The 23964-nt window shown below is 65.4% G+C and carries 22 protein-coding genes and 1 tRNA gene; 10 read left to right on the forward strand and 13 right to left on the reverse strand.

Annotation, left to right across the window (positions count from 1 at the left end):
• Positions 1–115 precede the first annotated feature (115 nt).
• Positions 116–316 (forward strand): hypothetical protein, encoded by a 201-nt coding sequence (locus V0Z78_RS11770; RefSeq protein ID WP_336344826.1) that lies wholly within the window; start codon positions 116–118, stop codon positions 314–316.
• A 276-nt stretch (positions 317–592) separates the two neighbouring features.
• The gene (locus V0Z78_RS11775) at positions 593–2038 is read left to right on the forward strand and encodes an MATE family efflux transporter (protein ID WP_336344827.1); all 1446 of its coding nucleotides are present in this window, start codon (positions 593–595) and stop codon (positions 2036–2038) included.
• A gap of 18 nt (positions 2039–2056) precedes the next feature.
• Here the strand turns inward: V0Z78_RS11775 and V0Z78_RS11780 are convergent, their stop codons facing one another.
• On the reverse strand, positions 2057–2248 hold the full coding sequence (locus V0Z78_RS11780; RefSeq protein WP_336344828.1) for a hypothetical protein: 192 nt from the start codon (positions 2246–2248) through the stop codon (positions 2057–2059).
• 75 nt (positions 2249–2323) lie between these two features.
• On the opposite strand from V0Z78_RS11780, the gene V0Z78_RS11785 reads away from it, so the two are divergent.
• Positions 2324–3658 (forward strand): type IV pilin N-terminal domain-containing protein, encoded by a 1335-nt coding sequence (locus V0Z78_RS11785; RefSeq protein WP_336344829.1) that lies wholly within the window; start codon positions 2324–2326, stop codon positions 3656–3658.
• 2 nt (positions 3659–3660) lie between these two features.
• Here the strand turns inward: V0Z78_RS11785 and V0Z78_RS11790 are convergent, their stop codons facing one another.
• The 11 genes from V0Z78_RS11790 to V0Z78_RS11840 form a co-directional block, all read right to left on the reverse strand.
• Positions 3661–4383: a DUF7289 family protein gene (locus V0Z78_RS11790; RefSeq protein WP_336344830.1), complete on the reverse strand. Its 723-nt coding sequence runs from the start codon at positions 4381–4383 to the stop codon at positions 3661–3663.
• Positions 4380–4823 (reverse strand): DUF7266 family protein, encoded by a 444-nt coding sequence (locus V0Z78_RS11795; protein WP_336344831.1) that lies wholly within the window; start codon positions 4821–4823, stop codon positions 4380–4382. Before V0Z78_RS11795 ends, V0Z78_RS11790 begins: the two co-directional genes overlap by 4 nt.
• Entirely contained in the window at positions 4820–5782 is a 963-nt protein-coding gene (locus tag V0Z78_RS11800; RefSeq protein WP_336344832.1) for a DUF7261 family protein, read from the reverse strand. Before V0Z78_RS11800 ends, V0Z78_RS11795 begins: the two co-directional genes overlap by 4 nt.
• Positions 5770–6375 (reverse strand): DUF7288 family protein, encoded by a 606-nt coding sequence (locus tag V0Z78_RS11805; protein ID WP_409338700.1) that lies wholly within the window; start codon positions 6373–6375, stop codon positions 5770–5772. The genes V0Z78_RS11800 and V0Z78_RS11805 overlap by 13 nt, the downstream gene beginning before the upstream one ends.
• The gene (locus tag V0Z78_RS11810; RefSeq protein WP_336344834.1) at positions 6369–6866 is read right to left on the reverse strand and encodes a DUF7287 family protein; all 498 of its coding nucleotides are present in this window, start codon (positions 6864–6866) and stop codon (positions 6369–6371) included. Before V0Z78_RS11810 ends, V0Z78_RS11805 begins: the two co-directional genes overlap by 7 nt.
• Positions 6863–8887 (reverse strand): type II secretion system F family protein, encoded by a 2025-nt coding sequence (locus tag V0Z78_RS11815; protein WP_336344835.1) that lies wholly within the window; start codon positions 8885–8887, stop codon positions 6863–6865. Before V0Z78_RS11815 ends, V0Z78_RS11810 begins: the two co-directional genes overlap by 4 nt.
• Positions 8884–11391 carry a type II/IV secretion system ATPase subunit gene (locus V0Z78_RS11820; RefSeq protein ID WP_336344836.1) on the reverse strand — a complete coding sequence of 836 codons (2508 nt, stop codon included), beginning with the start codon at positions 11389–11391 and terminating at the stop codon, positions 8884–8886. Before V0Z78_RS11820 ends, V0Z78_RS11815 begins: the two co-directional genes overlap by 4 nt.
• A 102-nt stretch (positions 11392–11493) precedes the next feature.
• Positions 11494–11646 (reverse strand): hypothetical protein, encoded by a 153-nt coding sequence (locus tag V0Z78_RS11825; RefSeq protein ID WP_336344837.1) that lies wholly within the window; start codon positions 11644–11646, stop codon positions 11494–11496.
• A 543-nt stretch (positions 11647–12189) separates the two neighbouring features.
• Positions 12190–12438, reverse strand: coding sequence for a hypothetical protein (locus V0Z78_RS11830; RefSeq protein ID WP_336344838.1), 249 nt, complete (start codon positions 12436–12438; stop codon positions 12190–12192).
• An 801-nt stretch (positions 12439–13239) separates the two neighbouring features.
• Positions 13240–13312, reverse strand: a tRNA-Arg gene (locus V0Z78_RS11835).
• 44 nt (positions 13313–13356) lie between these two features.
• Positions 13357–13701, reverse strand: a complete 345-nt coding sequence (locus tag V0Z78_RS11840) for a Sec-independent protein translocase subunit TatA/TatB (RefSeq protein ID WP_336344839.1) — start codon at positions 13699–13701, stop codon at positions 13357–13359.
• 138 nt (positions 13702–13839) lie between these two features.
• Here V0Z78_RS11840 and thrS point away from each other — a divergent pair, with 138 nt between their 5' ends.
• Complete coding sequence (gene thrS / locus V0Z78_RS11845) at positions 13840–15762, forward strand: threonine--tRNA ligase (RefSeq protein WP_336344840.1); 1923 nt, start codon at positions 13840–13842, stop codon at positions 15760–15762.
• A 30-nt stretch (positions 15763–15792) separates the two neighbouring features.
• Here thrS and V0Z78_RS11850 read toward each other — a convergent pair whose 3' ends face one another.
• Positions 15793–16191, reverse strand: a complete 399-nt coding sequence (locus V0Z78_RS11850) for a tautomerase family protein (RefSeq protein WP_336344841.1) — start codon at positions 16189–16191, stop codon at positions 15793–15795.
• Between the two features lie 204 nt (positions 16192–16395).
• Here V0Z78_RS11850 and V0Z78_RS11855 point away from each other — a divergent pair, with 204 nt between their 5' ends.
• The 6 genes from V0Z78_RS11855 (at position 16396) to pheT (ending at position 23744) form a co-directional block, all read left to right on the forward strand.
• The gene (locus V0Z78_RS11855) at positions 16396–16518 is read left to right on the forward strand and encodes a hypothetical protein (RefSeq protein ID WP_336344842.1); all 123 of its coding nucleotides are present in this window, start codon (positions 16396–16398) and stop codon (positions 16516–16518) included.
• A 338-nt stretch (positions 16519–16856) separates the two neighbouring features.
• Positions 16857–17858 (forward strand): TAXI family TRAP transporter solute-binding subunit, encoded by a 1002-nt coding sequence (locus tag V0Z78_RS11860; RefSeq protein ID WP_336344843.1) that lies wholly within the window; start codon positions 16857–16859, stop codon positions 17856–17858.
• A 1-nt stretch (position 17859) separates the two neighbouring features.
• The gene (locus tag V0Z78_RS11865; protein ID WP_336344844.1) at positions 17860–18351 is read left to right on the forward strand and encodes a DUF1850 domain-containing protein; all 492 of its coding nucleotides are present in this window, start codon (positions 17860–17862) and stop codon (positions 18349–18351) included.
• On the forward strand, positions 18348–20342 hold the full coding sequence (locus V0Z78_RS11870; RefSeq protein ID WP_336344845.1) for a TRAP transporter permease: 1995 nt from the start codon (positions 18348–18350) through the stop codon (positions 20340–20342). Before V0Z78_RS11865 ends, V0Z78_RS11870 begins: the two co-directional genes overlap by 4 nt.
• Positions 20343–20484: 142 nt before the next feature.
• Complete coding sequence (pheS, locus tag V0Z78_RS11875; protein ID WP_336344846.1) at positions 20485–21987, forward strand: phenylalanine--tRNA ligase subunit alpha; 1503 nt, start codon at positions 20485–20487, stop codon at positions 21985–21987.
• Positions 21987–23744, forward strand: coding sequence for a phenylalanine--tRNA ligase subunit beta (gene pheT / locus V0Z78_RS11880; RefSeq protein WP_336344847.1), 1758 nt, complete (start codon positions 21987–21989; stop codon positions 23742–23744). Before pheS ends, pheT begins: the two co-directional genes overlap by 1 nt.
• Positions 23745–23964: the final 220 nt, after the last annotated feature.

Raw genomic sequence — 23964 nt, forward strand, 5'->3', positions numbered from 1 at the left:
TCCGTACTTGTCGTCGGGTTCTACTCCGTCCTTCGCTCATCCGGTAATAGGCTTTCTGGGCACCGTTAGGGACGAACACGGCAGTCGGTCCCGGCGCGTTGAACGGGAGGTCCCCGTGACGATCACGGACGACCTGGAGCGGCTCGAGGCCGTCGCGATCCTGCGTCCCGTATCGCCAGACGACGCAGTCGATCTCCCCGGTACCGAACCGTTCGAGCGAGCCATCGGGCTGGTCTCGGGAACGACGGTCAGCGCGTCCTCCTCGCGTTCGAGACGTACGCCGGCCGTCTCCGCGAGGCCGGACTCATCGACGTAGAGGACGGTGACGTCCCCTTCGTTCATCGATCCGGAGACTGCGGGCACCATTTCCCGTTTCAGGTGGCGTTCGTCGGGGATAAGCGAGCGGGCCGTTTCCGGAACGGGATCGACGCCGACTACCACGCCGTTACCGACTCCCCGTTTCGCGTCCGTTCGCCCGAGCGCGGCCGAACGCGTCCGGCCGGCGTGGGTGTGCTGACCACCCTGAAACCGGCCCCGACTGCCGCCTGAAGAAGTCCTTTTTGACTGAGCCGGCTAGAGTCATCCGAGCTCCGTGTCTCGCGTTCCGAACCCGTTCAGGCTGCTGATCCTCTGGATCGGCTTCGCCCTCGCGCGCGTCGGCCTCATCCAGCGCGAGCGGGCGCGCCGGACGACGGATCTCGCCTGGCCGCGGATCGTCACGGGACTGGCACGCATGTCGAAGAACGCCGTCGACGTGGCGATGGTGGGGATCGCCGTCGGCTCGACCGCGATCGCGGGCGTCGGCTTCGCCTCGCCGTTCTGGGGGCTCGCGTTCGCGCTCGGGGGCGGGGTCGCCGGCGGGACGATCTCGCTGGTCTCCCAGCGCTACGGCGCCGACGCCGACGACGAACTCGCACAGGCGGTCCGCTCGAGCGTCGTGCTCGTGCTCGCGATCACGCTGCCGATCGCGGCGGCGTTCTGGACCCTCCCGACCGCGCTGATCGGACTGATCAGCGGCGATCCCGAGGCGATCGCGCTCGGCGCTTCGTATCTCGAGGTCGTCGCGCTCGGAGTTCCCTTCGCGGGGCTGAACCTGATCGGAAGCCGAACCCTCGTCGGCGCGGACGACGCCTGGACGCCGATGGTGCTTCGCGCGGGCGGAGCGGTCGTGAACGTCGCGCTCAACGCGGTGTTGATCTTCGGACTCGGCATGGGGGTCGTGGGCGCGGCGATCGGGACCGTCCTCGCCAACGTCGCCGTCGCGTCGGCGTTCGCGCTCGGACTGACGACCGGGCGCGTTCCCGGGGTCGGTGTCTTTCCGGTGACGGTCGACCCCGTCGGAACGTACGCCGACGTCGGGACGCTGCGCCAACTCGTCGAGATCGGCGCACCCCTGGTCGGGACGAACCTCGCCTGGCGGGTCGGCGAGTTCCCCCTGCTCGCGATCGTCGACGTCTTCGGGACGGCGGTGGTCGCGGCGTTCGTCGTCACCCAGCGCGTCCGCGGGCTGATGAACACGCCCGGCTGGGGCTTCGGGCTTGCCTCCTCGAGCCTCGTCGGCCAGGAGCTGGGTATCGACGACGAACGCACCGCGGAGGCCTACGGCCGCGAGATCATCCGCTTCGCGGCCGCCGTCTACGTCGTCTCGGGCGTGGTCGTCTTCGTTCTCGCCGAGCCGATCGCGATCGCGTTCGTCGGCGATCCCGCCGACCCGGCGGTGCCGATCGCGGTGACGCTGATGTACGCCGCCTGTATCGGCATCGTCTTCCGCGGGATCTCCCGTGCGGCGACCGGCCCGCTTCGCGCCAGCGGCGACACCCGATGGCCGTTCTACGCCCAGATGCTGGGGATGTACGTCTTCGCCATCCCGCTCGCGTACGCCGGCGCGGTGACGCCGTTGGGGCTCGCCGGGCTGGTACTTGCGATCATCACGGAGATGGTCGTCCCCGCCGGCGTGAACTACTATCGCTTCGCGAGCGGCGAGTGGAAGGCGATCAGCCGGGAGTACCGGCCGGACGCCGCTCCCGGTAGCGATTGACGATCGGAGCGACGGGAATCAGAGCGCGACGATCACGAGGAGAACGAGGAGCACGGCGGCCGCGGCGATGGTGTACTTGATCCGGTCGTCGTCGAGGAGTCCGCCCTCGTCGCCGTGATACGGACTCAGGACGGTGTTACCGCACGACCGGCACTTGCTCGGGTTGCGTCGGTGGACGGTCCCACAGTGGTCGCATTTCCACTTCGCCATTGACCTCCGTACGTCTCCGCCCTACATAGGGCCGACGGCCACCAACGATATATGCCAGAAAACATAATATATCCTATGTTTTTGTCTGGGTTGGTTAGGGACGGATCCGATCGCCGCGGTCAGTCGGAGGTCATCGGGGTGGTGCTCCTGTTGTCGGTCACGGTGATCGGGGTCACGGCGGTCGTCGCAAGCGGTGCTGCAGTGCTCGGTGATGCACAGACTGACTCTCGGATAGCGCAGACGGAGAACTCGATGTCCCAGATGAGTTCGAAAGCCGGGCTCGTCGCGCTCGGTCAGTCGGGAACGCGTGCGTTCGACCTCGGGAACCTCGGCGACGGAACGGTCGACGTTCGTAAGGACGCCGGCACGGTGACGGTGAGTCACGTCGATGAGGCGAACAACAGAGAGGAACTGCACCGAGGATCATACGGGGCAGTCGTCGCGACGGTCGGCGATACGGAGATCGCCTACCAGGGTGGCGGCGTCTGGAGGAAGGACGACGACAGAAGCGTCATGGTATCCCCGCCCGAGTACCACTACCAGCAACGAACGCTCACCTTCCCGATCGTCCGCGTCGTCGGTGACGGGCATGCCAACGGCCCGGTACGGGGACGGCTGACCGGAGCCGGAGGCACCGGTTCGATCTATCCCGACGGCACCGTAGAGCGGGCGAATCCCCTAGAGGACGGGAAGGTGGTCATAGAGATCCAAAGCGAGTACTACCAGGGCTGGTACGACTTCTTCGAGGCTCGGACCGAGGGTACGGTCGAGATCGACGACACGAATCGAACCGTTACCGTTGAACTGGATATCCCGTTCCAAACGAGCATCGAAAACGCAGTAACGACCACGTCACCCGACGGTATCACCACGAACGGGGCGGACAAACCGAATCCGCATCGAGAGGGGGTCAACTATCCGTCAGCCAGGGGAAACTACTACGCGTCCGGCGAGGGGATTCCGGAAACGCTGACGGTGAACACCGGTGGACAACCGGTTAACGTCGTGATCGATGGGAGTTTCGAACCGGCCGATATCGTCATCAACGGCGGCGGCACCGTCTCGCTCTACGTCAACGGCGAGTTCAACCTTCAGGGGAACGACGCGATCAACGAGGGAGGCGATCCGTCACAGCTGTTCGTCTACATACATTCGAGCGCGAGCAGTAGTCAACAAGGGACGCCGTCGTTCACCGGCGTCATCTACGCCCCGAACACGGACCTCACGCTGGGCGGGACCACGGATTTCGAGGGAGCACTCATCGCGGACTCGCTACACATCAACGGGAACGCAGGGACCTTCACATATGATCCCTCGCTCTCGGCGTTCGACATCGAGATCACGAATTCTCCTGATACGATCACGTATCTACACGTCACGGAGAACGAAGTCGAAGTCGAACTCCGATAACCTCAGACGAGACGAAGGCGCACCCACGTCACCGGGACGTACGTCTCGCCTCCGGTGACGGTGTATTCGACCGTGTTGCCCGTCCGAGCAACGGAACCCCCCTGTTGGTCGGCTGCCCGTTCGAAGTACCGTTCCCAGGCGTCCGCCCGTGGTGACTCAACCGTGAGCGTCAGGTCGGTCGTCGTTCGAGCGTGGAGGATCTCCGTGTGCTGATGCGACCCGCGAACGAGCACGGTCCGGTGTCCGCTGATCGAGGTCTGATCGCTCGGTTTCGTCGTGACGAGCAGTGGAACTGACGACCGATCGTCGTTCAGGACGTAGCCGGGATCGGTGAGCATCACGCTTCCGCCGTCGCTGGTTCGGACGATCGCACCCAGTTCGTACGCGATCTCGGTATCGCCGTTACCGTAGACCAGAGGTCGGGTTTCGATCGTCGATACCGCGCCACCCACATCGATCGTGACCGACGTCGGTTCTCCGAATCCCAGCCGCCCGCCGCTCAATCGTACCTCCGTCGCTCGGCTCGGCGCGCCATGGCGTTGGACCTCCTGGACGTTGGTATCGAGGACGTCGAACGCGCGTTCGACGTTGTTGATCTGCTCGATCCGTTGTGCGTCCTGCAGACCGCCGAATCCGGCGGTGAAGACGATTGCGATCGTCATCGTGATCAGCGAGAAGACGAGCACGAATCCGATCACCTCGCTGACCCCGCGATCGTCCATCATGCGCTCTCGACCACCAACCTATCGTCTCCGTTCCGCTCGATCAGTACGTTCCCACCTCGAACCGTTCGCTCGGTTTCGACGGCCGTACCGTCCGAGACCGTGAACTGAACGGAGACGGACACCACTGGATCGGTCGTCCGCAACACGATCGTATCACCGGCAACGTCGATCGTGTATCCGGTCCCTGCGACCCGAGTGGGAAGCGCCGACTCGATTCGAACCTCAGCGGTGTTTCCCTTGGCGACCGTCGCCAGCCGATCCGCGCTCTCGATGTTCGCGGCGAGCTGCTGGCCGAGAACGTCGAGCTCCGAGCGGATCGCCTCCTCGGACTGTGTCTCGATGAGCCCGCCAGCCGAGACGGCCAGCCCCGAGAGCAGTAGCGTCGCGATCGTGAGCGTCAGCACGTAGTTGACGGCCACTGAGACCGCTCGGTCGGTCATGGCTCCCCCTCCGGAACGATCGTCTCCTCGGTGGCGAACCGCAGCTCCGACGTCTCGTAGTGGATCCCGAGGTCGACGCTCGCGACGGGATAGGTGTAGTACGGATCCCCGCCGGACCCGCCGTCGTACTCGGTCAGGTCGCTCTCGCTCGCCGTCCCGGTGGCGTGGAGTTCGAACGTGCCGACGACTCGGTCTCCGTTCGTGTATCGAAGCTCGCCCCCGCCCGGCGTAGGAGTCTCGATGTCGTTGTCCTCCGATCCGCCGTCGGTCTCGATCGATCCCTCGACGAGGTCGATTCGGAGGGGTGCCTCCTCGTAACCGTACTCGTAGATCGATAGCTCCTCTCCCTCGACCGTCACCACGATCCGTTCTTCGATTACCGTATCCCCTTCCTCGTTCTGGACTTCGACCTCGATTACCTCGATCTCCATCGACCAGCCGCCGATGTCGATTCGGAATGGCTCGCTATTCTCCGTGTACTCGTCGGGAGTGGCGGTCATTACGAACCGTTCGAACTCGGTCACCTCCGTCATGACCGTCCAGCCGGCGCCTCCTGCGGCGTCGGTGAACGCTCCTGAGTCGTTCTGCCAGATACGAGGCGACGACTCATCGGTCTGGATTTGAGAGGATCGTATCTCCGCTATCGTGCCGCGCTCGAGGTGTCGTTCCGATAACGTCCCGTCGATCTCCTCGATACCCGTCTCGACCCCATCAGCCGGCGGACGTCCCTCGTCGTAGTGCTCGTTCTCCCGTTCGATCAACTCCTCGACGCTGCCGACCACGGTCGATCGGTACTCGATCGCGTCGCCGGCTCCCGAATCGATCCCGCGCGTCGCCAGGTTCTCGGTGTAGATGACGGTGTTGAGCAGGAGGACGAGCACGACCAGAATCACCGCAACGGTCAGTCCGGCGACGAGGATGAGCTGTCCGCGGTCGCGAGATTGGGTCACAACCGCCATACGACGATGCGCACCTCCACGACGTTGTACAGCTGACCGTCCGGATCGACGTCGGCAGCGTAGAACGCGCCATCGTCGAGTTCATCGAGCGTCGTCCCCGCGTTCGTGCCACCGCTGACCCCGGTCGAATCGTAGAGGGCGACCGACCGAGTCGCGGCGACGGCGTTGTCGCTCGGCGATCCCATCTCCACCATTCGGATCTCCTCCGTTCCGGATTTACCGTCCCGATAGGTGAGGTCGATGTTGTATGCGAGGTGATTATCATTGAAGACCTCCAGAACGGAAGCGAGCGGGTGTTCTGCTCCGGTCGGCGTCTCGGTGTAATACCTCCGATCGGTATGAGTCCCAACGAAGCCGTTCTCCTCGTCCTCCCAGTAGACGACCGCAGCATGGAGCGAGCCGTCCTCAGCGGTCGTCGAGAGCAGATTCTGCGCGAGCGTCCGGTGTTGGTTCTCGATGTGTTGGTTGGACGTGCTCGCCGAGAGCGGCGTCACGGCCGTCGCCTGCGCGGCGAAGACGAGCCCTGCGACGAGGATCAGTGCGGCGACGAACGCCTCGAGCGTATGGGCCTGGGCGCGATCCACGGTCACCACACCCTCACCCTGAGTTCGTACGTTTCCCCCTCGATCGAGACGACGCGCTGTGAAACGGTGTCCGAACCGGCCGATGGCGGGTCATCACCACGCTGCATAGTGATGTTCTCAGTAGGCACCTCGTCGGGCTCTCCGATCGTGATCTGAGCGTTTTTCCACTCCTGCAGTCCGAGCAGTGCGGTCAGATCGTCGATCTGCGCGTGATCGAAACCACAGCCGTGGTTCTCGGCCCGTACCTCGTCCTCGTCGAAGAACGCTGCCGTACAGGCCGTACTCAGCACGCCCGGATTCGCGGGATCCTCGACGAGGGCGTACTCGGCGAGATACGCCGCGCTCCGATCCGCGATCAGGGCGTCGTTCACCCCCGATCCGCCGAACGGAGCGAACATCGACGGGACGAACGCGAACACGAACCCGACGGCGATCAGGAAGACCGTCGCGCCGACGAGGAAGTCGATCCCTGTCTGGGCTCTCTCCCCTCGTTCCCTCATCCCACCACCATCCAGACGACGAGCGCGATCGTCGCGAGTACCACCACGTACTTGATCCCGCTCAGGATGTCAGCGTCGCGCATGTAGCCGCTGATCATTCCCGAGAGGATCGCCTGCATCGTCACCGCGTGGAAGAACAGCAGTGAGAGCAGCCCGGTGTCGATCCCGCCGCCGAAGTCCATCCCTCCGCCGCCGACGTCCGCCCCGCTGTCGCCGCCCGCCTGGTCGGTCAGCCCGCTCATCACGTCGAGGAACTGGGTCTTGAGGATCGCCATCACCGCGAGCAGCGTGAGGTAGGTCATGACGATGATGACGATCTGCATTCGCGTCCGCGAGACGCGCTCGCGGTCGATGTCGTCCTGGTTCTCGCTTGCCCGCGCGGCGGTCGTCAGGACGGCGGTGATCTGGCTCGAGGCCTCCTGGGCCTTGCTGATCAGCTTGACCGTCCGCGCCAGCCGGGGGATGTGATACTGGTTGTTGAACTCGACGAGGGCGTCGCGAAGGCCGGTCCCGTAGTCCACCTTCGCGTACATCACCCCGAACTCCTTCGAAAGCTTCCCCGAGGAGGTGTCGGCGACAACCCGGATCGACTCGAGCAGCGTCATTCCGGTGTCGTTGGCGCTGGAGAGCTTCCGGAGGTCGTCCGAGAGGTCATCAACGATCGCCATCCGCGACAGGACGTTCCATTCGCGAAAGATCGCGAGCGGCACGCAGACGACGTACAGCGGGAGGTAGACCCAGACGAACGTCCCCCAGACCGGCGCGTCGATGAACCCCTGCCAGGACAGCGGCGCCGAACCCGCCCCGACGGCGGCTCCGACGAGAACGATCGCCGCCGGGATCGTCAGTGCGAGCGTATATAGCGGATAGTCCCGGAAGAAGAGATGCGGTCGGCGCAGGATCTCCATCGTCCTGTAGGTGCCCTCGCGGCTTCCGATCCGGTCGAACACGCCGTACTCCCCCGTGTAGCGCTCGACGATCCCGCGGTCGAACAGCGGATTGCCGCCGTCGGTGGCCACCTGACCGTCCTCCGCGGAGAGGTAGCCGTCGCCGGGTTCGTCCTGCTTGACGGTCGAGACCAGCACGAGAAAGCCGACGCCCGTGAGCGGGATCAGCCCGTAGACGGCGGCGTACAACATGAAGTCGGAGGCGTTCCCGAGCATGCTCATGATGACCAACAGGATGATCAACAGGAGGGGGAAGAGCGAGAGCGTCATGTACATCTCGCCGAACAGTTCGAGGGTCTCGAGCGTGAGCTCCTGTTGCTGTTTCGCGGTGCGCATGTGCTTCTCCTTCTTATCGTCGAGAAAGCGAGTCATGTCGCCGCCCGAGTTGACGATCGAGAGCATGTCGGTGAGGAACTGGCTCAAGTCGTCCGACGGCGTCTCCATCGACTGGTTCCTGATCGCGGTCCGGTAGTCCGTATCGAAGTACTCGGTCTCCTGGACGATCGTTTGAAATTCGCGACTGACCTCGCCGTAGGTGTCCTCGGCCTTCGCCATCGCCTCGATGATCTCGAGCTGGTTCAGCCCGCCGACCGACAGCGCGTACATGAACGCGACCGAGTCAGAGAGCAGCATGTTGATCTCGCGCTTGCGTGCAGAGGCGCGCGAGTAGGGGATCACGACGAGCGTGCCGAAGGCGAGCCCGAAGCCGATCGAGCCGAAGAACAGCCCGGTCGAGAGAACGAGGAAGGGGATCCGGGCGGCGATGGCGAACTCGAGCAGCGTCTCGTTCGGAATCCGCATGCCGATGAGGGTGTCGACCGGGATCAGTCCGGTCGCGAACAGCCCGTAGCCGAGCAGCGTCCCCACGAGCCACAGCAGCCCGCCCGCGAGCACACCGTAGGCCAGCGACCGCGAGAGATAGAGCTCGACCGTGTCCGCCATCCGCGCCTGGGTGAGCTTCCGTTCGAGGTCGGCTGCGAAGCCGCTCTCCTCGTCGAACAGCACCCGATAGAGCGGGTAGAACGCGTCACCGAGCGCGTCCTCACCGCTCGTCCCGCCGGAACCGAGGCTCATCCGGTCTCCTCGCCCAGGTCACGGACCGCTGACTCCGACTCCGAGTGCTCCGCACGCTCATCGTCGGACGATTCGTACCGGTCGCGAGCACCGTCGAGAGGCCCGTCTCGTCCGTCGTCGACCGGCTCGCCGCCGTCCGAGGCGGCACGGTCGGCATCGTCCTCATCGAACCGGAGATCGTCCCCGTCGGGAACGGCCGGTGTGGCGACGTCCGCGGACGACTCGGCGACCAGTGCGTCCTCGACGCCGGCGGTCACGGGACCACGGTGATCCTCGAAGATCCGCCTCTCGGCCGCTTCGAGGATCGTTCTCGCCGTCTCGCTCGTCTCCTCGTCCGGTCCGGGGCGGGGGACGAGCGCCTCCTTCTCCGGATCCACGTCGATCAGCACGCTCTCCATCTGGCGAAGGTCCTCGAGGCTCGCCGCCAGCTCGTCGTTCGCGATCAGCGCCGTGATCGTCTCGGGATCGTTGATGAACGCCTGCAGCGTGGCGGCGACCTGCCGGTACTCGTTGAGACCGTTCTCGATCAGGTAGGCGAGGACGACCCGTCGAAGGAACAGCTGTTCGTCGAGTTCCTCGTGCGACCAGCCGCGGTCGAAGCGGATCTCCTCGAGTGTGTTCGAGCCGCCGACCTCGAGGAACTCGTCGGACTCGGCCTGCCACTGGTAGACGTCGCGGACGTTGATCTCGTCGTGTTCGGCGTCGTAGTGGTTGATCTCCGTGAGCGACTTGTTCCGACGAACCTTCGCGCCCTGCACCCGCGTCGAGGTCTGGATCGAGACGAGATCCAGCGCCGTGAACATCGTCTTCGAGACGTTGATCGGATCGGTGGTAAAGCGCTTGAGCACCTCGCCGACCGAGTCGGCGTGGAACGTGGTGTAGGTGGTGTGGCCCGTCGACATCACCTGGAAGAGGGTGCGCCCCTCCTCGCCGCGGATCTCGCCCATCACGATGTAGTCGGGTCGTTGGCGTAGCGCCGCCTCGAGCAGGTCGAACTCGTCGACGTCGCCGTCGTCGCCGTCCGAGAAGGAGGGGCGGGTGACGCTCGCGATCCAGTTTCGTTGTGGGAGCTCCACCTCGCGGGTGTCCTCGATCGAGACGATCTTCGTGTTCGAGGGGATGAACAGCGAGACGGCGTTCAGGCTCGTGGTCTTCCCGCTCGCGGTGCCGCCGGCGAAAATGAGTGATTTGTGGTTCTCGATACAGAGCCAGAGAAAGGCCATCTCCTCTAAGCTGAACGTATGCCAGTTGATCAGGTCGAGCGGCGTGAACGGGACGTCCTTGAACTGCCGGATCGTGTAGTTGGTCCCGTGATCGGAGACCTCGCGCCCGAGCGTGAGCTGGGCGCGCGAGCCGTCGGGCAGCGTGGCGTCGACCTGCGGGTTCCGTTTCGAGATCCCCTTCCCCGAGCGCTGGGCGAGCTTGACCACGAAGTCGTCGAGACTCCGCTTGCCGTGGGTGACGTTCGTGATGATCTGTTCGTACCCGGAATGGTAGACGAACACCGGTGAGTCGTAGCCATCACACGAGATGTCCTCTACGTTGATGTCCTTCTTTATTCCATCTATTCTCTCGTATCCAATGAAGTCGCGCTTGAGGTAGTAGAGCAGCCTGACGATCTGGGCCTCGCTCACGGTGTCGGCGTCCTCCTCGAGTATCGCGGGTTCGGGTCGGACGGGCGCGACGGTCGCGGGCGGCTCCTCGGGTTCGCCTCGGCCGAGCAGTTTCAGGAGCCGGTCGCGGAGGCTCCCACTGGAGCGTTCGTGGAGGTCGTACCGATCGAGCAATCGTCGGGTCTCGCGATCGATCACCCTGCGCCGGTCGTCGTCGGTCTCGACGAGCGCGTCGTCGGTGTACTTGATCGCGGCACGGAGCTTCTCGACGAGGAACGCCGTGAGGTCGGTCTCGATGGCGTTGCGATACGGCTCGATCAGGTAGTACTTCGTCTCGTTGTCCCGATCGGATCGGAAGACGATCACGAAGGCGTAGGGCTCGTTCACCCAGTATCGCTCGCGCTCGCGGAAGTGGGTCTTCTTCCCCATGGGCACCGCCTTCTCGAGGTCGTACCGGTCGGTCACCGTCGACTCGCCGTCGGCCGTCGAGAAGAAGGCGTCCTCGTCGAGGTCCGGGTTCACGTTCACGGTCCGTTCCGCGACGACGTCGGCGAGCACGGCTGCCGTACTGGCGCCCCGGGAGAACCGCTCTTCGACGTCGGTCGGATCGAACCCCAGCCATTCTCCGGGTTCGAACTCGACTACCTCGCCGTCCGTGTCGCGCGGCGGCGAGCCGTCCTCCTCGTAGTAGTAGCGTCGTTTGACGTGCTCCCAGGTGTAGAGGTCCTTGATCACGAGCGCGTCCGGATCGAGATACGCGTCGAGGTGACTCGCCGTTTCCGACGCCTCGAGGAGCCGTTCGACGACCCCTGAGGAGGGTGTCGTCTCAGGCGTCCCCCCCTCGTCGTGACCCGGCGCTCCTACTCTCTCGCCGGCGTCGTCGGGCGACATTTGATGTTTAGGTAATACTTATGAACAAAAATACTTTCGGGCCGGACGTCTCCGATTCGATCAGCAAAAAGGGGAAAAGCGAGTCGACGAGAACGGGTCGGATCAGCAACCGTCGTCGTTGCCGTCGCCGTCGTTCACGTCCTCGGTGTCGTTCGTGCCGGCGTCTTCGGGGTCGTCGCCGTCCTTCGAGTCGAACGTGAGGAGGACGTCGAACGGCTCGTCGGTCGGTACGTCCTCGGGTGTGAGGTAGCCCACGGCGAACGCGGAGGAGACCGTTTCGCCCGCGACCTCGACGTCGACGTTGAAGACGGCACCCTCACGGTCGCCGGCCGCGAAGATACAGAGCCGGTAGAAGTCCGCAGGAACCTCGACGTACTCCCGGTCGCCGAACTTAGATCCTCGATGAGCGCGTCGTCGGATTCGGAGGGGACGACGTCGACCGCCAGCGCGTCGGGTGAGGGAGGTGCGACGCGTACGCGTCCGGTCTCCTCCTCTCCGCCGTTGTCGTCGCTCGTTTCGTCCGATTCGTCGTCGGTTTCGTGCTGGTCCGCGCCGACGATGACGAAGGTGCCGAGCGCGACGGCGACCGATCCGGCACCGATGCCCGCTGATACGGTTCTGCGATTCCTACCAATAATTCTAGGGTTTCTCGGCGAATTACGAGGGGCGTAACCAGAGAGAGTAGTTCGTCTCGAAAGCGGACTGATACTACACGAGGAACATCGGATCGAGCCGGTGGACGGGAGGGAGTCTCGAACCTGTGGCCGTCGTGACGAAGCGGTGGAACGTACTCGGACGCTACAGCGTCTCCCTCACGAGCGAGGGCACGTGGCGGAGAAGGGTGAAGACCGCGAGATAGATGAGCGAGAACGCGCCGAAGACCGCGGCCAGCGCGGCGGGGTCCCCGCCGTCGAGGAGCAGCGAAGGCGCGAGGTAGGCCTCGACCACGTAGGCTGCGACTCCGAGCGTGAGGAGGCCGGCCGCGATCGTCAGTTCGGGGTTCTCGAAGGTCCTTTCGAGCGTCGGTGAACGGGTCGGTTCGTTCATACGTGCGATAGTTTCCTCGGAGGTAAGAGGATTCTCCGAAAACCGTTCGCACGGGGCGTAGGCGTGTCAAGGACAGGCATCTCGGATGATTATTCTCCGCGGAAACTGTTAAGTATCCGAGAGAGTTACTATAGTATGAGTAAAGATGACCCGATCACAGCACATCGAGAACGCGGGCGCAGCGATGGACGGACACGGAACGAAGATCGAGAAGGGAACTCGGTTCCGCGACCTCGTCGCGCAGATCTTCGGGAAGTAATCGAGGACTGGCAGCCGCCGACTCCGGACGGAGCATCCGATTTTGGAGACGGCCGTTTTACACCCCAACTCGAACGCGTACCCTTCGAGACGGGAGGCCGCTTCTACCGGTACAGGACACGAGCAGCGGACGCTTCGCGACCGGTTCGGTGCGAGCGGATTTCGGTCCTCCTCTAGCACGGTCGGGCGTACGGGATTCCTCGATCGATGGCTCGAGGTGGGGACGGCAGAGGACGTGCTCAGAACGGGTCAACTCCATCGTTGGCCGTCTATTGTAACGTCGAGCTTCGAACTACACGCGAGAACCCCTCGTGTCCGTTGCTGGTCGCGAACGAATGTGAGCGACCAGCAACGGGCGTGACGGGAGTCCCGCGAGCGACCATCGGGAGCGAGAGAGACTCAGGAACGCCCACGAACGAGCGAAGCGAGTGAACGGGCGTGACGGGATTCGAACCACCTGAACTTCGCTCGCAGGTACTCGCTCGTTCCGTAATTCGAATCCCTTACGGTCCGTTATCGGCTTCGCTCCGCTCAGCACGATAACGGGCGTGACGGGATTCGAACCCGCGGTCTGAAGGTTAGGAACCTTCCGCCCTATCCGCTAGGCCACACGCCCCGCTGGTGAATCGAGGCGCGAACGCAAAACGGCTGCGACTCGTACTATCGGTTCTCGTCGGCGTCGGACCCGCCCTCGGTCTCCATCTCGGCCTCGAGGTCGGTGTCGGTCGTCGTCTCGGTGTCGGCGCCGGTCGTCGTCGTCCCGGCGTCGTCGCCGATCTCGGGTTCGGGCTCGTCCTCGGTCTTGGTGGCGCCCTCGCGCATCTCCTTCAGCTCCTGGTCGATCTCTTCGCGGCCTTTCTGGAACTCGCCCATCGCCTGACCGGTCGAGCGGGCGAGTTTCGGGATCTTGTTCGCACCGAACAGCAGGATCGCGATGAGCACGATCACCGCCAGTTCGATCCCCCCCGGGAATCCGGGGAACAGGGGGGCAAATGTTACTGTCATTCCTACCCCTCGCTTACCGGGTCGCGGTTATAGGCTTTTTGCTACGTGAAGTCCGGAGAAACGCGGCGTTTCGCCGAAAGGCGCCCATACCCGGTGGTGTATAAAGCCTTATTTACGCTTTGCCGGTTCAGGATAGGTATGAGCATCACCGTAACGCTGCCTGACGGCTCCGAGCTCTCCGTCGAGGCGGGGTCGACGGTCCGGGACGTCGCCTACGAGATCGGTCCCGGCCTCGGACGCGACACCGTCGCCGGCGTCGTCGATGGCGAGTTCGTCGCCAAAGAACACCCGATCGAGGAGGACGTCTCCCTCGAGATCGTCACCCCCGACAGCGACGAGTATCTCGAGGCGCTTCGCCACTCGGCGGCCCACGTCTTCGCCCAGGCGCTCCAGCGGCTCCACCCGGAGGCGAAACTGACCATCGGCCCGTGGACCGACCAGGGGTTCTACTACGACGTGACGGGCGTCGATCTCGACGAGGCCGACCTCGAGGAGATCAGCGCCGAGGCCCAGGAGATCATCGAGGCGGACCTCCCGATCGAACGCGTCGAGATGGGTCGAGAGGAGGCGTTCGACTACTACGACGACAACCGGTTCAAACGCGAGATCCTCGAGGAGGAGGTGGCCGGCGAGGACCCCGTCTCCTTCTACGAACAGGGCGAGTTCTGCGACCTCTGTCGCGGTCCACACGTCGAGTCGACCGGCGAGATCGGCGGCTTCGCCCTGCTCGAGATCTCGGGGGCCTACTGGCGCGGAAGCGAGGACAACGAGATGCTCACCCGAGTCTACGGTACCGCCTTCCCCAGCGAGGACGAACTCGAGGCGTTCCTCGACCGGCGCGAGCAGGCGAAGGAGCGCGACCACCGGAAGATCGGCCGGGAGATGGATCTCTTCTCGGTCCCCGAGCACTCCCCGGGCTGCGTCCACTACCACCCCAACGGGATGGCGATCCACCGTGAACTCGAGGAGTACATCCGCACGAAGAACGACGAACTCGGCTACGAGGAGGTCCGAACTCCCGAGCTCAACAAGGCCGAGCTCTGGAAGCCCACCGGCCACTACGAGACGTTCACCGAGCAGGGCGAGATGTTCGCCTGGGAGCAGGACGACACGGAGTACGGCCTGAAGCCGATGAACTGCGCGAACCACGCCTACATCTACGACCGGCAGGTCCGCTCCTACCGCGATCTCCCCGTTCGGTTCTCGGAGTTCGGCAACGTCTACCGCAACGAGCAGTCGGGCGAGCTCTCGGGGCTCCTCCGGGTTCGGGGCATGACCCAGGACGACGGCCACGCGTTCATCCGTCGCGACCAGATCGAGGGCGAGATCACCCGGACGCTCGGCATCATCGAGGACATCTACGGCCAGTTCGGCCTCGAGGTGTTGTATAAGCTCGAGACGAAGGGCGAGACCGCCGTCGGGAGCGACGAGGTCTGGGAGGAGGCCACCGAGTCGCTGCGCGAGGCCCTCGAGACCGCCGACCTCGACTACGAGGTCGAGGAGGGCGAGGCCGCCTTCTACGGCCCGAAGATCGGCCTCGACGCCCGCGACGCGCTGGGACGCGAGTGGACGATCGGCACCGTCCAGCTCGACTTCAACATCCCCGAGCGTCTCGACCTGAGCTACACCGGAGAGGACAACGAGGAGCACCGCCCCGTGATGGTCCATCGCGCGCTGCTGGGGAGCTTCGAGCGGTTCATGGGCGTGGCCATCGAGCACTTCGACGGGGACTTTCCGACGTGGCTCGCACCCGAGCAGGTACGGATCCTGCCGATCAGCGACGACAACCTCGCGTACGCGGAAGAGGTCAAGCGCGAACTCGGCGAGTTCCGCGTCGGGATCGAGGACCGATCGTGGACCATCGGCAAGAAGATCCAGGCCGCACACGACGACCGCGTCCCCTACATGCTGATCGTCGGCGGGAACGAGGAGGAGGCCAACACCGTCTCCGTCCGTGATCGCTTCGAGCGCGAGCAGGGCGACGTCGACGTCGTCACCGTCCGTGACCATCTCGCGAGCGAGGTCGGCCAGAAACGTCTCGAACCCGACCTCCTCGAGTAGGCAGCGGAGCCGCGATTCCGAATCCGGCGGTCAGTCCCCTTCGGACGCCGCGCGTCGTTCCTCTGCGGTCCACGAGTCGAGCGCCCCCTCGCGAAGGTGGAAGTCCTCACCGGGATGCTCGGTGTAGATCACGTACTGGTTCTCGGCCGGCACGTCCCACCGGTCCGCGATCTCCTCGATGACGGCGACGGCGAGCGTTCGACGCTGCTCGGGCGACCGACCCGCACGGACGTCGGCGTTGAGAAAGGCGACGGGCTCGTCGGACGGGACGCGTCCGAGCGCCAGGGCAGCCCCATCGCGGATCGTCACCCCGACGTGGCCGGTCCCGGTGTCCATCACGTCGGCGTAGCGTTCGGTCGCCCAGGTCGCGAACGCCGTCTTCGAGTCCGCGTCGATTCGATCCGTGAGTTCGAACTGTAGGTGTGGCACACGGGAACGTCCACTGCCACGCACCTGTATTCAGGGGTCCGACGTGCTCCCTTCCTCCGATCACAAAGCCGGTTCGATCGTGTATCGGGGATGGGTTCCACGCCACCCGAGGACCGTTTCGGGTGACTCACTGAACGGAACCATATCAGATAGTGACTACCCCTTCTCGGTCCCTACGGCGGCCAGCAGACTCGGATCGACGTAATGCTCTCCCCGGAGAGGCGAACCGAGAACGGGGAGTTGGTTTACGACATGCTCGACGTTCCCGCCGGCCAGCCGTTCATCTACGTGCCGTTCGACGCGGACGACGTCGAGATCCACTACTGAGCCGACCCCGGAGGCGAGGCCGAGCGCGAGCAGGGCGACGTCGACGTCGTCACCGTCCGTGACCACCTCGGGAGCGAGGTCGGCCAGAAACGTCTCGAACCCGACCTCCTCGAGTAAGGGCCGGTCGACCCGCGAACGGGTTCACACGTCGGCCGTCGGACGACGTCTGTGGAACGGGGGGATCGTTCTGCGATTCGATCTCGGCCGGTCGGAGTCGGTTCTGAGCCGGGCTGCCCTCACGGACGCCGGACGGGGCGACACCGGCCGCCGGTCAGCTGTCGCCGAGACGCGACGGCGATCCCTTATGTTTAATACCGGGTGACCGCGCTTATGGGAGCATGGTTCGTGATCAGGCGAGCGGCGTGGATCGGAGACGGTTCCTGACGACGGCGGGTGCGGCGGCGTTCGTAGGACTCGCCGGCTGTGGCGGCGGAGGCAGCGGTGGCGGTGGTGGAGACGGGGAAGACGGCGGCGAGACGCAGTTCGTTACCATCGGCACCGGCGGCACCGGCGGCGTGTACTACCCACTGGGCGGCGGGATGGCCGACATCCTCAACCAGAACCTCGAGGGCGTCGAGGCCTCAGCCGAGTCGACCGGTGCGAGCGTAGAGAACTGCCGGCTGGTGGCGAACGATGAGATGACGATGGCGCTCGCGCTCGGGAACTCCGTGCTGCTGGCGGTCAACGGCGAGGGTGACTTCGATGAGGCACTCCCGCTGTCGGCGGCGTTCGGCGCCTACCAGAACGCGACCCAGGTCGTCGTGCCGGCCGACTCGCCCGTCGAGACCCTCGCGGACATGGAGGGGCTGACCGTGAGCGTCGGCGCGCCGGGCAGCGGCACCGAGGTCATCGCTGAGGAACTGTTGAACTTCTACGACCTCACGTACGACGACATCGACGAACAACGCCTCTCCTTCTCGGAGACGGCGAGCGCGCTGCAGGACGGCCAGATCGACGCCGGCTTCTGGAGCGTCGCCTATCCGGCCTCCTCGATCCAGGACCTCGCGAGCCAGCGGGACATCCGGCTGATCGATTTCCCGGACGAGGAGATGGAGGGGATCACGAGCGAGTTCGACTACTACAACGCCGCGACCGTCCCCGGTGGCACCTACGAGGGGGTCGAGGAGGACGTACAGGTCCCCGGCGTGACCAACACCATGATCGTCCGCGAGGAGATGAACGAGGACTCCGTTCACGACATCGTCCAGGCGATCTACGAGAACCTTGACCAGCTCGCGGAGGTCCACCCCGCCGCCGAGCAGTTCGAGGAGACGGCGCGCGACGCGCCGATCGACCTGCACCCGGGCGCCGAGCAGTACTTCGACGACGCCGGGCTGTGAGATGCGCCGGCGCCGGCTGCTCTCCGCGATGCTCGGACTCGCTGCGACCCCCCTCGCCGTCGCAGACCTGACGGTGTTGCAGCTGGGGGATCCACGCAGCGACGAGAGCCTCGTCGTCTTCCGCGTCGAGGAGGGCGACCGGTTCGCGATCCACTACGTCCACTCGTTCGACGAGACCCCGATCCGCGAGGTCTACGAGATCCGTGACGGCGGGATCGTCCAGATCCGAGAGGAGTTCGAGTACCACGCGATCGGTCTCGAGTACACCGAGGCCAACCAGACGCGCGAGGGCGAGTTCACCGTGTTGCACATGGAGCGGCGGTTCGACTCGTTCACGGTTCGCGTGGCGAAGTCCACCGACCAGTCGCTCGTCGTTGACGGGGAGAGTCGACCCCTCTCGTCGTACACCGAGCGGTGGGGATCGATCCGGTTCTCGGTCGAACGAGTGAGCTATCTTCGGTACCTCCGACTCATGCTCGAGACACGTCTATGACCACGACCACCGACGAGAACGCGACCGGCGGACTGACCGAAGCGGACGAGAAACGGGGGCGGAACCTCCGCGGGAAGACGCGGCTGCTCGCGCTGACGGTGGCGGTGCTCGCGGGGCTGTACCACATCGCCATCGCCGGCTTCGGCACTCCGGGCGCCTTCATCAACCGCTCGATCCACCTGACCGCGGTGTTGATACTCGCGCTGTTGTACTTCCCGGCACGGGCCGCCGACGCCGATCGCGTCCCGTGGTACGACTGGCTGCTGCTCGTGGTCGGCGTACCGAGCACGCTGTATCTCGCGTACGTCGTCCGGTTCGGGACGCTCGCCCAGCGTTCGGGATCGCCACTACCCCGAGACCTGATCTTCGGCGCGATCGCCATCCTCCTCGTATTGGAGATCACCCGACGAGCGACCGGGCGCGCACTGCCGATCATCGGTCTCGCGTTCCTCCTGTACGCCTACTACGGCCGTCAGATGCCGGGTTCGCTGATCCATCGCGGCTACGACATCGACCGCATCATCGCCCACTCCTACCTCACCACGGAGGGCATCTTCGGCATCCCGTTGGGCGTGAGCGCGACGTTCGTCGTCGTGTTCATCATCCTCGGCGCCTTCCTCGAGGTGACGGGCGTCGGCGACTGGTTCATCGACCTCGCCTACGGGGCGACCGGCCGAACCACCGGCGGTCCGGCCAAGACGTCGGTGCTCGCGAGCGGCTTCATGGCCAGCCTCAACGGTAGCGCGGTCGCGAACGCTGCGACGACCGGCGCCTTTACGATCCCGCTGATGAAGCGAAGCGGATTCAAGAGCCGCTACGCCGCCGCCGTCGAGTCCGCGGCCTCCTCCGGCGGACAGATCATGCCGCCGGTGATGGGCGCCGGCGCGTTCATCATGTCCGCCTGGACCGGCATCAGCTACGTCACCATCATCGCGGCGGCGGCCATCCCCGCGCTGTTGTACTTCCTCGGCGTCGGCGCCGCGGTCCACTTCCGCGCGAAACAGCAGGGGCTCGAGGGCGTCGCGGCGAGCGAGCTGCCGAACCCCTGGGAGCTGCTTCGGACCGGCGCCCACTTCACAATCCCGCTGATCGCGCTCGTCTGGATGCTGGTCGCGGGCTACTCCGCGATGCTGGCGGCGTTCGTCGCCATCGTGCTGACGGCCGTCGTCGCCACGCCGCTCTCTGCGGTCCGCGAACTCGCTGGCGCGCTCCCCCGGGGCGATCTCGACACCCTCTCGCGGCTCGGGCGCGCGGCGGGGATCACGACGGTCAACGCGCTCGACCGGGGCATGCGGATGACGGTCACCGTCGCGACGGCGTGTGCGACCGCGGGGCTCGTCGTCGGCGTCGTTACCCTCACTGGGCTCGGACTGAAGTTCAGCTCGCTGATCACCACCGCCTCGGGCGGGGTCCTCATCATCGCGTTGGTGCTGACGATGATCACCTCGATCATCCTCGGTATGGGGCTGCCGACGACGGCGGCGTACGTCGTGCTGGCTGCGCTCGGCGCGCCCGCGCTAACCGCGCTCGGCGTCGAGCTGCTCGCCGCCCACCTGTTCATCTTCTACTTCGGCATCATCAGCGCGATCACCCCGCCGATCATGCTCGCGGTGTTCACCGCGAGCAGCATCGCCGAGTCCGATCCCTGGAAGACGGGTCTCACGGCGGTCAACCTCGCCGCGGCGGGCTTTCTCGTCCCCTATCTGTTCGTTCTGGGGCCCGAACTGCTCCTGATCGGCGAGACGACCGCCATCGTCACGAGCGCCGTCACTGCCGTGATCGGCGTCGTCGCCCTCTCGGCGGGCACGCAGGGCTACTTCTACGCGCCCGCCCACGCGATCGAGCGGGTCGCGCTGGTCGTCGGCGCGGTGGCGCTCATCTACCCGGGGACGACCGCCGATCTGATCGGTCTCGGCGTCATCGCGGCCGTCTTCCTCCGACAGTACGTCACCGTCCGTCGAAACCGGCCGGCGGCCGCCCCGACGAGCTGAGCCGTCGAACGCTCCCGCTCGCGTGGTCGTCGCGGCGACCTTCACCCGATTCAGCGGTACTCCCGAAGGGTTAGCGAGGCGAGGTCGCGGCCGCGGAGTCCGGAACCGCTAAGCGACACCCGTTCGACCACCCTGGTAACGAATGCGACTGCCACCGACACAGGCGGCGGTGCTCGAAGCCGCGAGCGCGAGCGAGGATCGCACGATCGAACGGCTCGCCGAGGAGGTCGGCGAAAAACCCGAGACCGTCGCCGGCGCGGTCTTCGCCCTCGAGGAGGAGGGACTGCTCGAGGTCACGGAGCGCACCGTCGAGGGTATCTCGCTCACCGAGGAGGGCGAGAGGTACGTCGAGATGGGACTTCCAGAACGACGGCTCCACGAGACCGCCCTCGAACTCGGCGCCGACGAGGAACCGGTTTCGATGGGGGAGGCGATCGGTCGCTCCGGCCTCGAGGGCGAGGAGGTCGACGTCGCGCTGTCGAACTACGCTCGGAAGGGCTACGGGGAGATCGACTCGGGGGCGCTCTCGGCCACCGCCGGAGACGAGGAGGACCGGGAGGCCGATGCGCTGGCGCTGATCGAGGCCGGAGAGCCCGTGACCGACGAGGACGTTCTGGACGCGCTCTCGCGGCGCGAGCTGATCGACCGGCGCGAATCGGCGGTTCGCTCGGCGACGCTCACGGAGGCGGGCGTCACCGCGCTGATGGAGGGCATCGAGGAGAGCGAGACGGTCGGACAGCTCACCCCCGAGATGCTCACCAGCGGCGAGTGGCGCGACGTCGAGTTCGCGATCTACAACGTCGAGGCCGACGCCGCGGAGGTCACGGGGGGCAAGGAGCACATCCTCCGACAGACCGCCAACCGTGTGAAGGACGTCCTCGTCGGAATGGGGTTCGAGGAGATGGAAGGGCCCCACGCCGACGCGGAGTTCTGGATCAACGACTGTCTGTTCATGCCCCAGGACCACCCCGCGAGGACCCACTGGGACCAGTTCGCCCTCTCGAACCCCGAGGAGATCGACGAGCTACCCGACGATCTCGTCGAGCGCGTCAAGGCGGCACATCTCGAGGGCGTCGGCGAGTACGGCGACGGCTATCACTCGCCGTGGACCGAGGAGGTCGCCCGCGGGATCGACCTCCGGGGACACACCACCTCGCTGTCGATGCGCTACCTCTCGGGCGAAGCGGTGGGGGAGCTCGAGCCGCCCCAGCGCTACTTCTCGGTCGAGAAGGTCTACAGGAACGACACGCTGGACCCGACCCACCTGCTCGAGTTCTTCCAGATCGAGGGCTGGGTGATGGCCGAGGAGCTCTCGGTGCGCGACCTGATGGGGACGTTCACCGAGTTCTACGAACGCTTCGGCATCACCGACCTGCAGTTCAAGCCCCACTACAACCCCTACACCGAACCGAGCTTCGAGCTGTTCGGCCACCATCCGGAGACGGGCGAGCTGATCGAGATCGGTAACTCGGGGATGTTCCGTCCCGAGGTGCTCGAACCGCTCGGGGTCGAGTGTGACGTGATGGCCTGGGGACTCGCGCTCGAGCGGCTACTCATGTTGATGTACGGCTTCGAGGACATCCGCGACGTCCACGGGACGCTCGCGGATCTCGAACTGCTTCGCGAGACGGAGGTGATCCGCTGATGCCCGTCGTCGACGTCGATCCCGACGAGCTGCGCCGGCTGACCGGCACCGAGAAGGAGGACGACCGGCTCAAGGACGACCTATTCGCGCTCGGCCTCGAGTTCGAGGGTCGAACGGAGGAGGACGAGTTCCAGCTCGAGTTCGCTCCCGACCGGCTCGACCGACTCAGCGTCGAGGGCGTCGCCCGCTCCCTTCGGTATCAGTACGGCGAGGACCGCGGCGTGTACGTCCCGCAAACGAACGACCCCGACTGGACGATCGAGGTCGAGGAGTCGGTGCCCGCCGAGCGACCCTACGTTACGGGCGCGGTAGTACGAGGAGTGGACCTCGACGAGAAGGGGCTGGACTCGCTGATACAGCTTCAGGAGAAGCTTCACGCGACGATGGGTCGAAAGCGCGCGAAGGGTGCGATCGGCATCCACGACCTGACGATGATGAAGGGTCGCGAGGCGCTACGCGCCTCGGAAGGGTCGAGCGGGCGGAGCCCGCGAGACGGGGCGGCGACCGGCGCCGAGTCGCCGACGATCCGCTATACGGGCGTCGAACCCGACGGGGACCGGTTCGTCCCCCTCGACTCGAACGACGAGCTCACGCCCGGCGAGGTGCTCGAGGAACACCCCACCGGCCGCGAGTACGCGGAGCTGGTGAGCGAGTACGAGCGCTATCCGGCGATCTACGACGACCTCGGGCTGTTCTCGTTCCCGCCGGTGATCAACGGCCGACGCACCGAGGTGTCGACCGACTCGCGGGAGCTGTTCGTCGAGCTCACCGGTACCGATCAGTGGACGATCGACCGGATGTGCGCCATCATCTGCTACGCGCTCTCCGCGCGCGGCGCCACGGTCGAGGAGGTCGAGGTCGAGTACCCCGACCGGACCCTCCGCAGACCCGACTTCGAGACCCGCGAGAAGCGCGTCACCCACGCGCGCATCGAGCGCATGCTCGGACTGGAACTCGACCCCGAGACGGTGATCGACTGCTTCGAGCGTTCCGGGCTCTCCGCGACGCAGGTGCTCGGCGAGGAGACGAGCTACGACGTCGAGATCCCGCCGTATCGCGTCGACGTCCTCCACCCCGTCGACCTGATCGACGACGTAGGACGGGCCTACGGGTTCAACTCGCTGGTCCCACGCTACCCCGAGGTGAGCACCGTCGGAGCCCGCCACGAGCGCACCCGTCTCGAGGACGCCGCCCGCGACGCCCTCGTCGGACTGGGCTTCGAGGACATGCTCGACTTCCACATGATCAGCGAGGAGGAGAACTTCGAACGAATGGGGATAGCGATCGGCGACGACGTCCTCGGTGCGGGCGAACCGACGACGATCCGCGAGCCCTACAGCGAGGACTACACGATGGTCCGCACCTGGGCGCTACCCTCGCTTATGATGGTTCTCGAGAACAACACGCATCGGAGCTACCCCCAGGAGCTCTCGGAGATCGGCCTCGCCGCCGAGGTCGATCCCTCGACGGAGACCGGCGTCGCCGAGCACCGGACGGTCGCGGGCGTGCTCGCCCGCACCGACGCCTCCTACGAGGACGCCAAGACCCGTCTGCAGGCGATCGCACGGAACTTCGGTGTCGAACTCGAGACGCCGGCGACGGAGCATCCCTCGTTCATCGACGGGCGCGCAGCGAGCGTCGTGATCGACGGTGACTCGGCGGGGATCGTCGGCGAGGTCCACCCAGCGGTGTTGGTCGAACACGACCTCGAACTCCCGGTCGCGGCCTTCGAGTTCCGACTCGACGCACTGCGGTAGCGCGAGCGAAGCGAGCCGTTTTTGGTCCGGTTTTTCTTCGGAGCGGTGGCGAGCGGAGCGAGCCAACCCGACGAGGAAAGAGGTGGGTGGCGACCTTCGAGTTCCGGCTCGACGCGTTTCGATGGTCACGCCTGGCTTCGCGTTCCGAGCGCCTCACACGTCGAGTACGGGATCGTCGAAACGGACCGAAAGCGGTCGGGTGAACGTAACGCACCGACGA

The sequence above is a fragment of the Halalkalicoccus sp. CG83 genome (assembly GCF_037081715.1).
GTDB classification, from domain to species: Archaea; Halobacteriota; Halobacteria; order Halobacteriales; family Halalkalicoccaceae; genus Halalkalicoccus; species Halalkalicoccus ordinarius.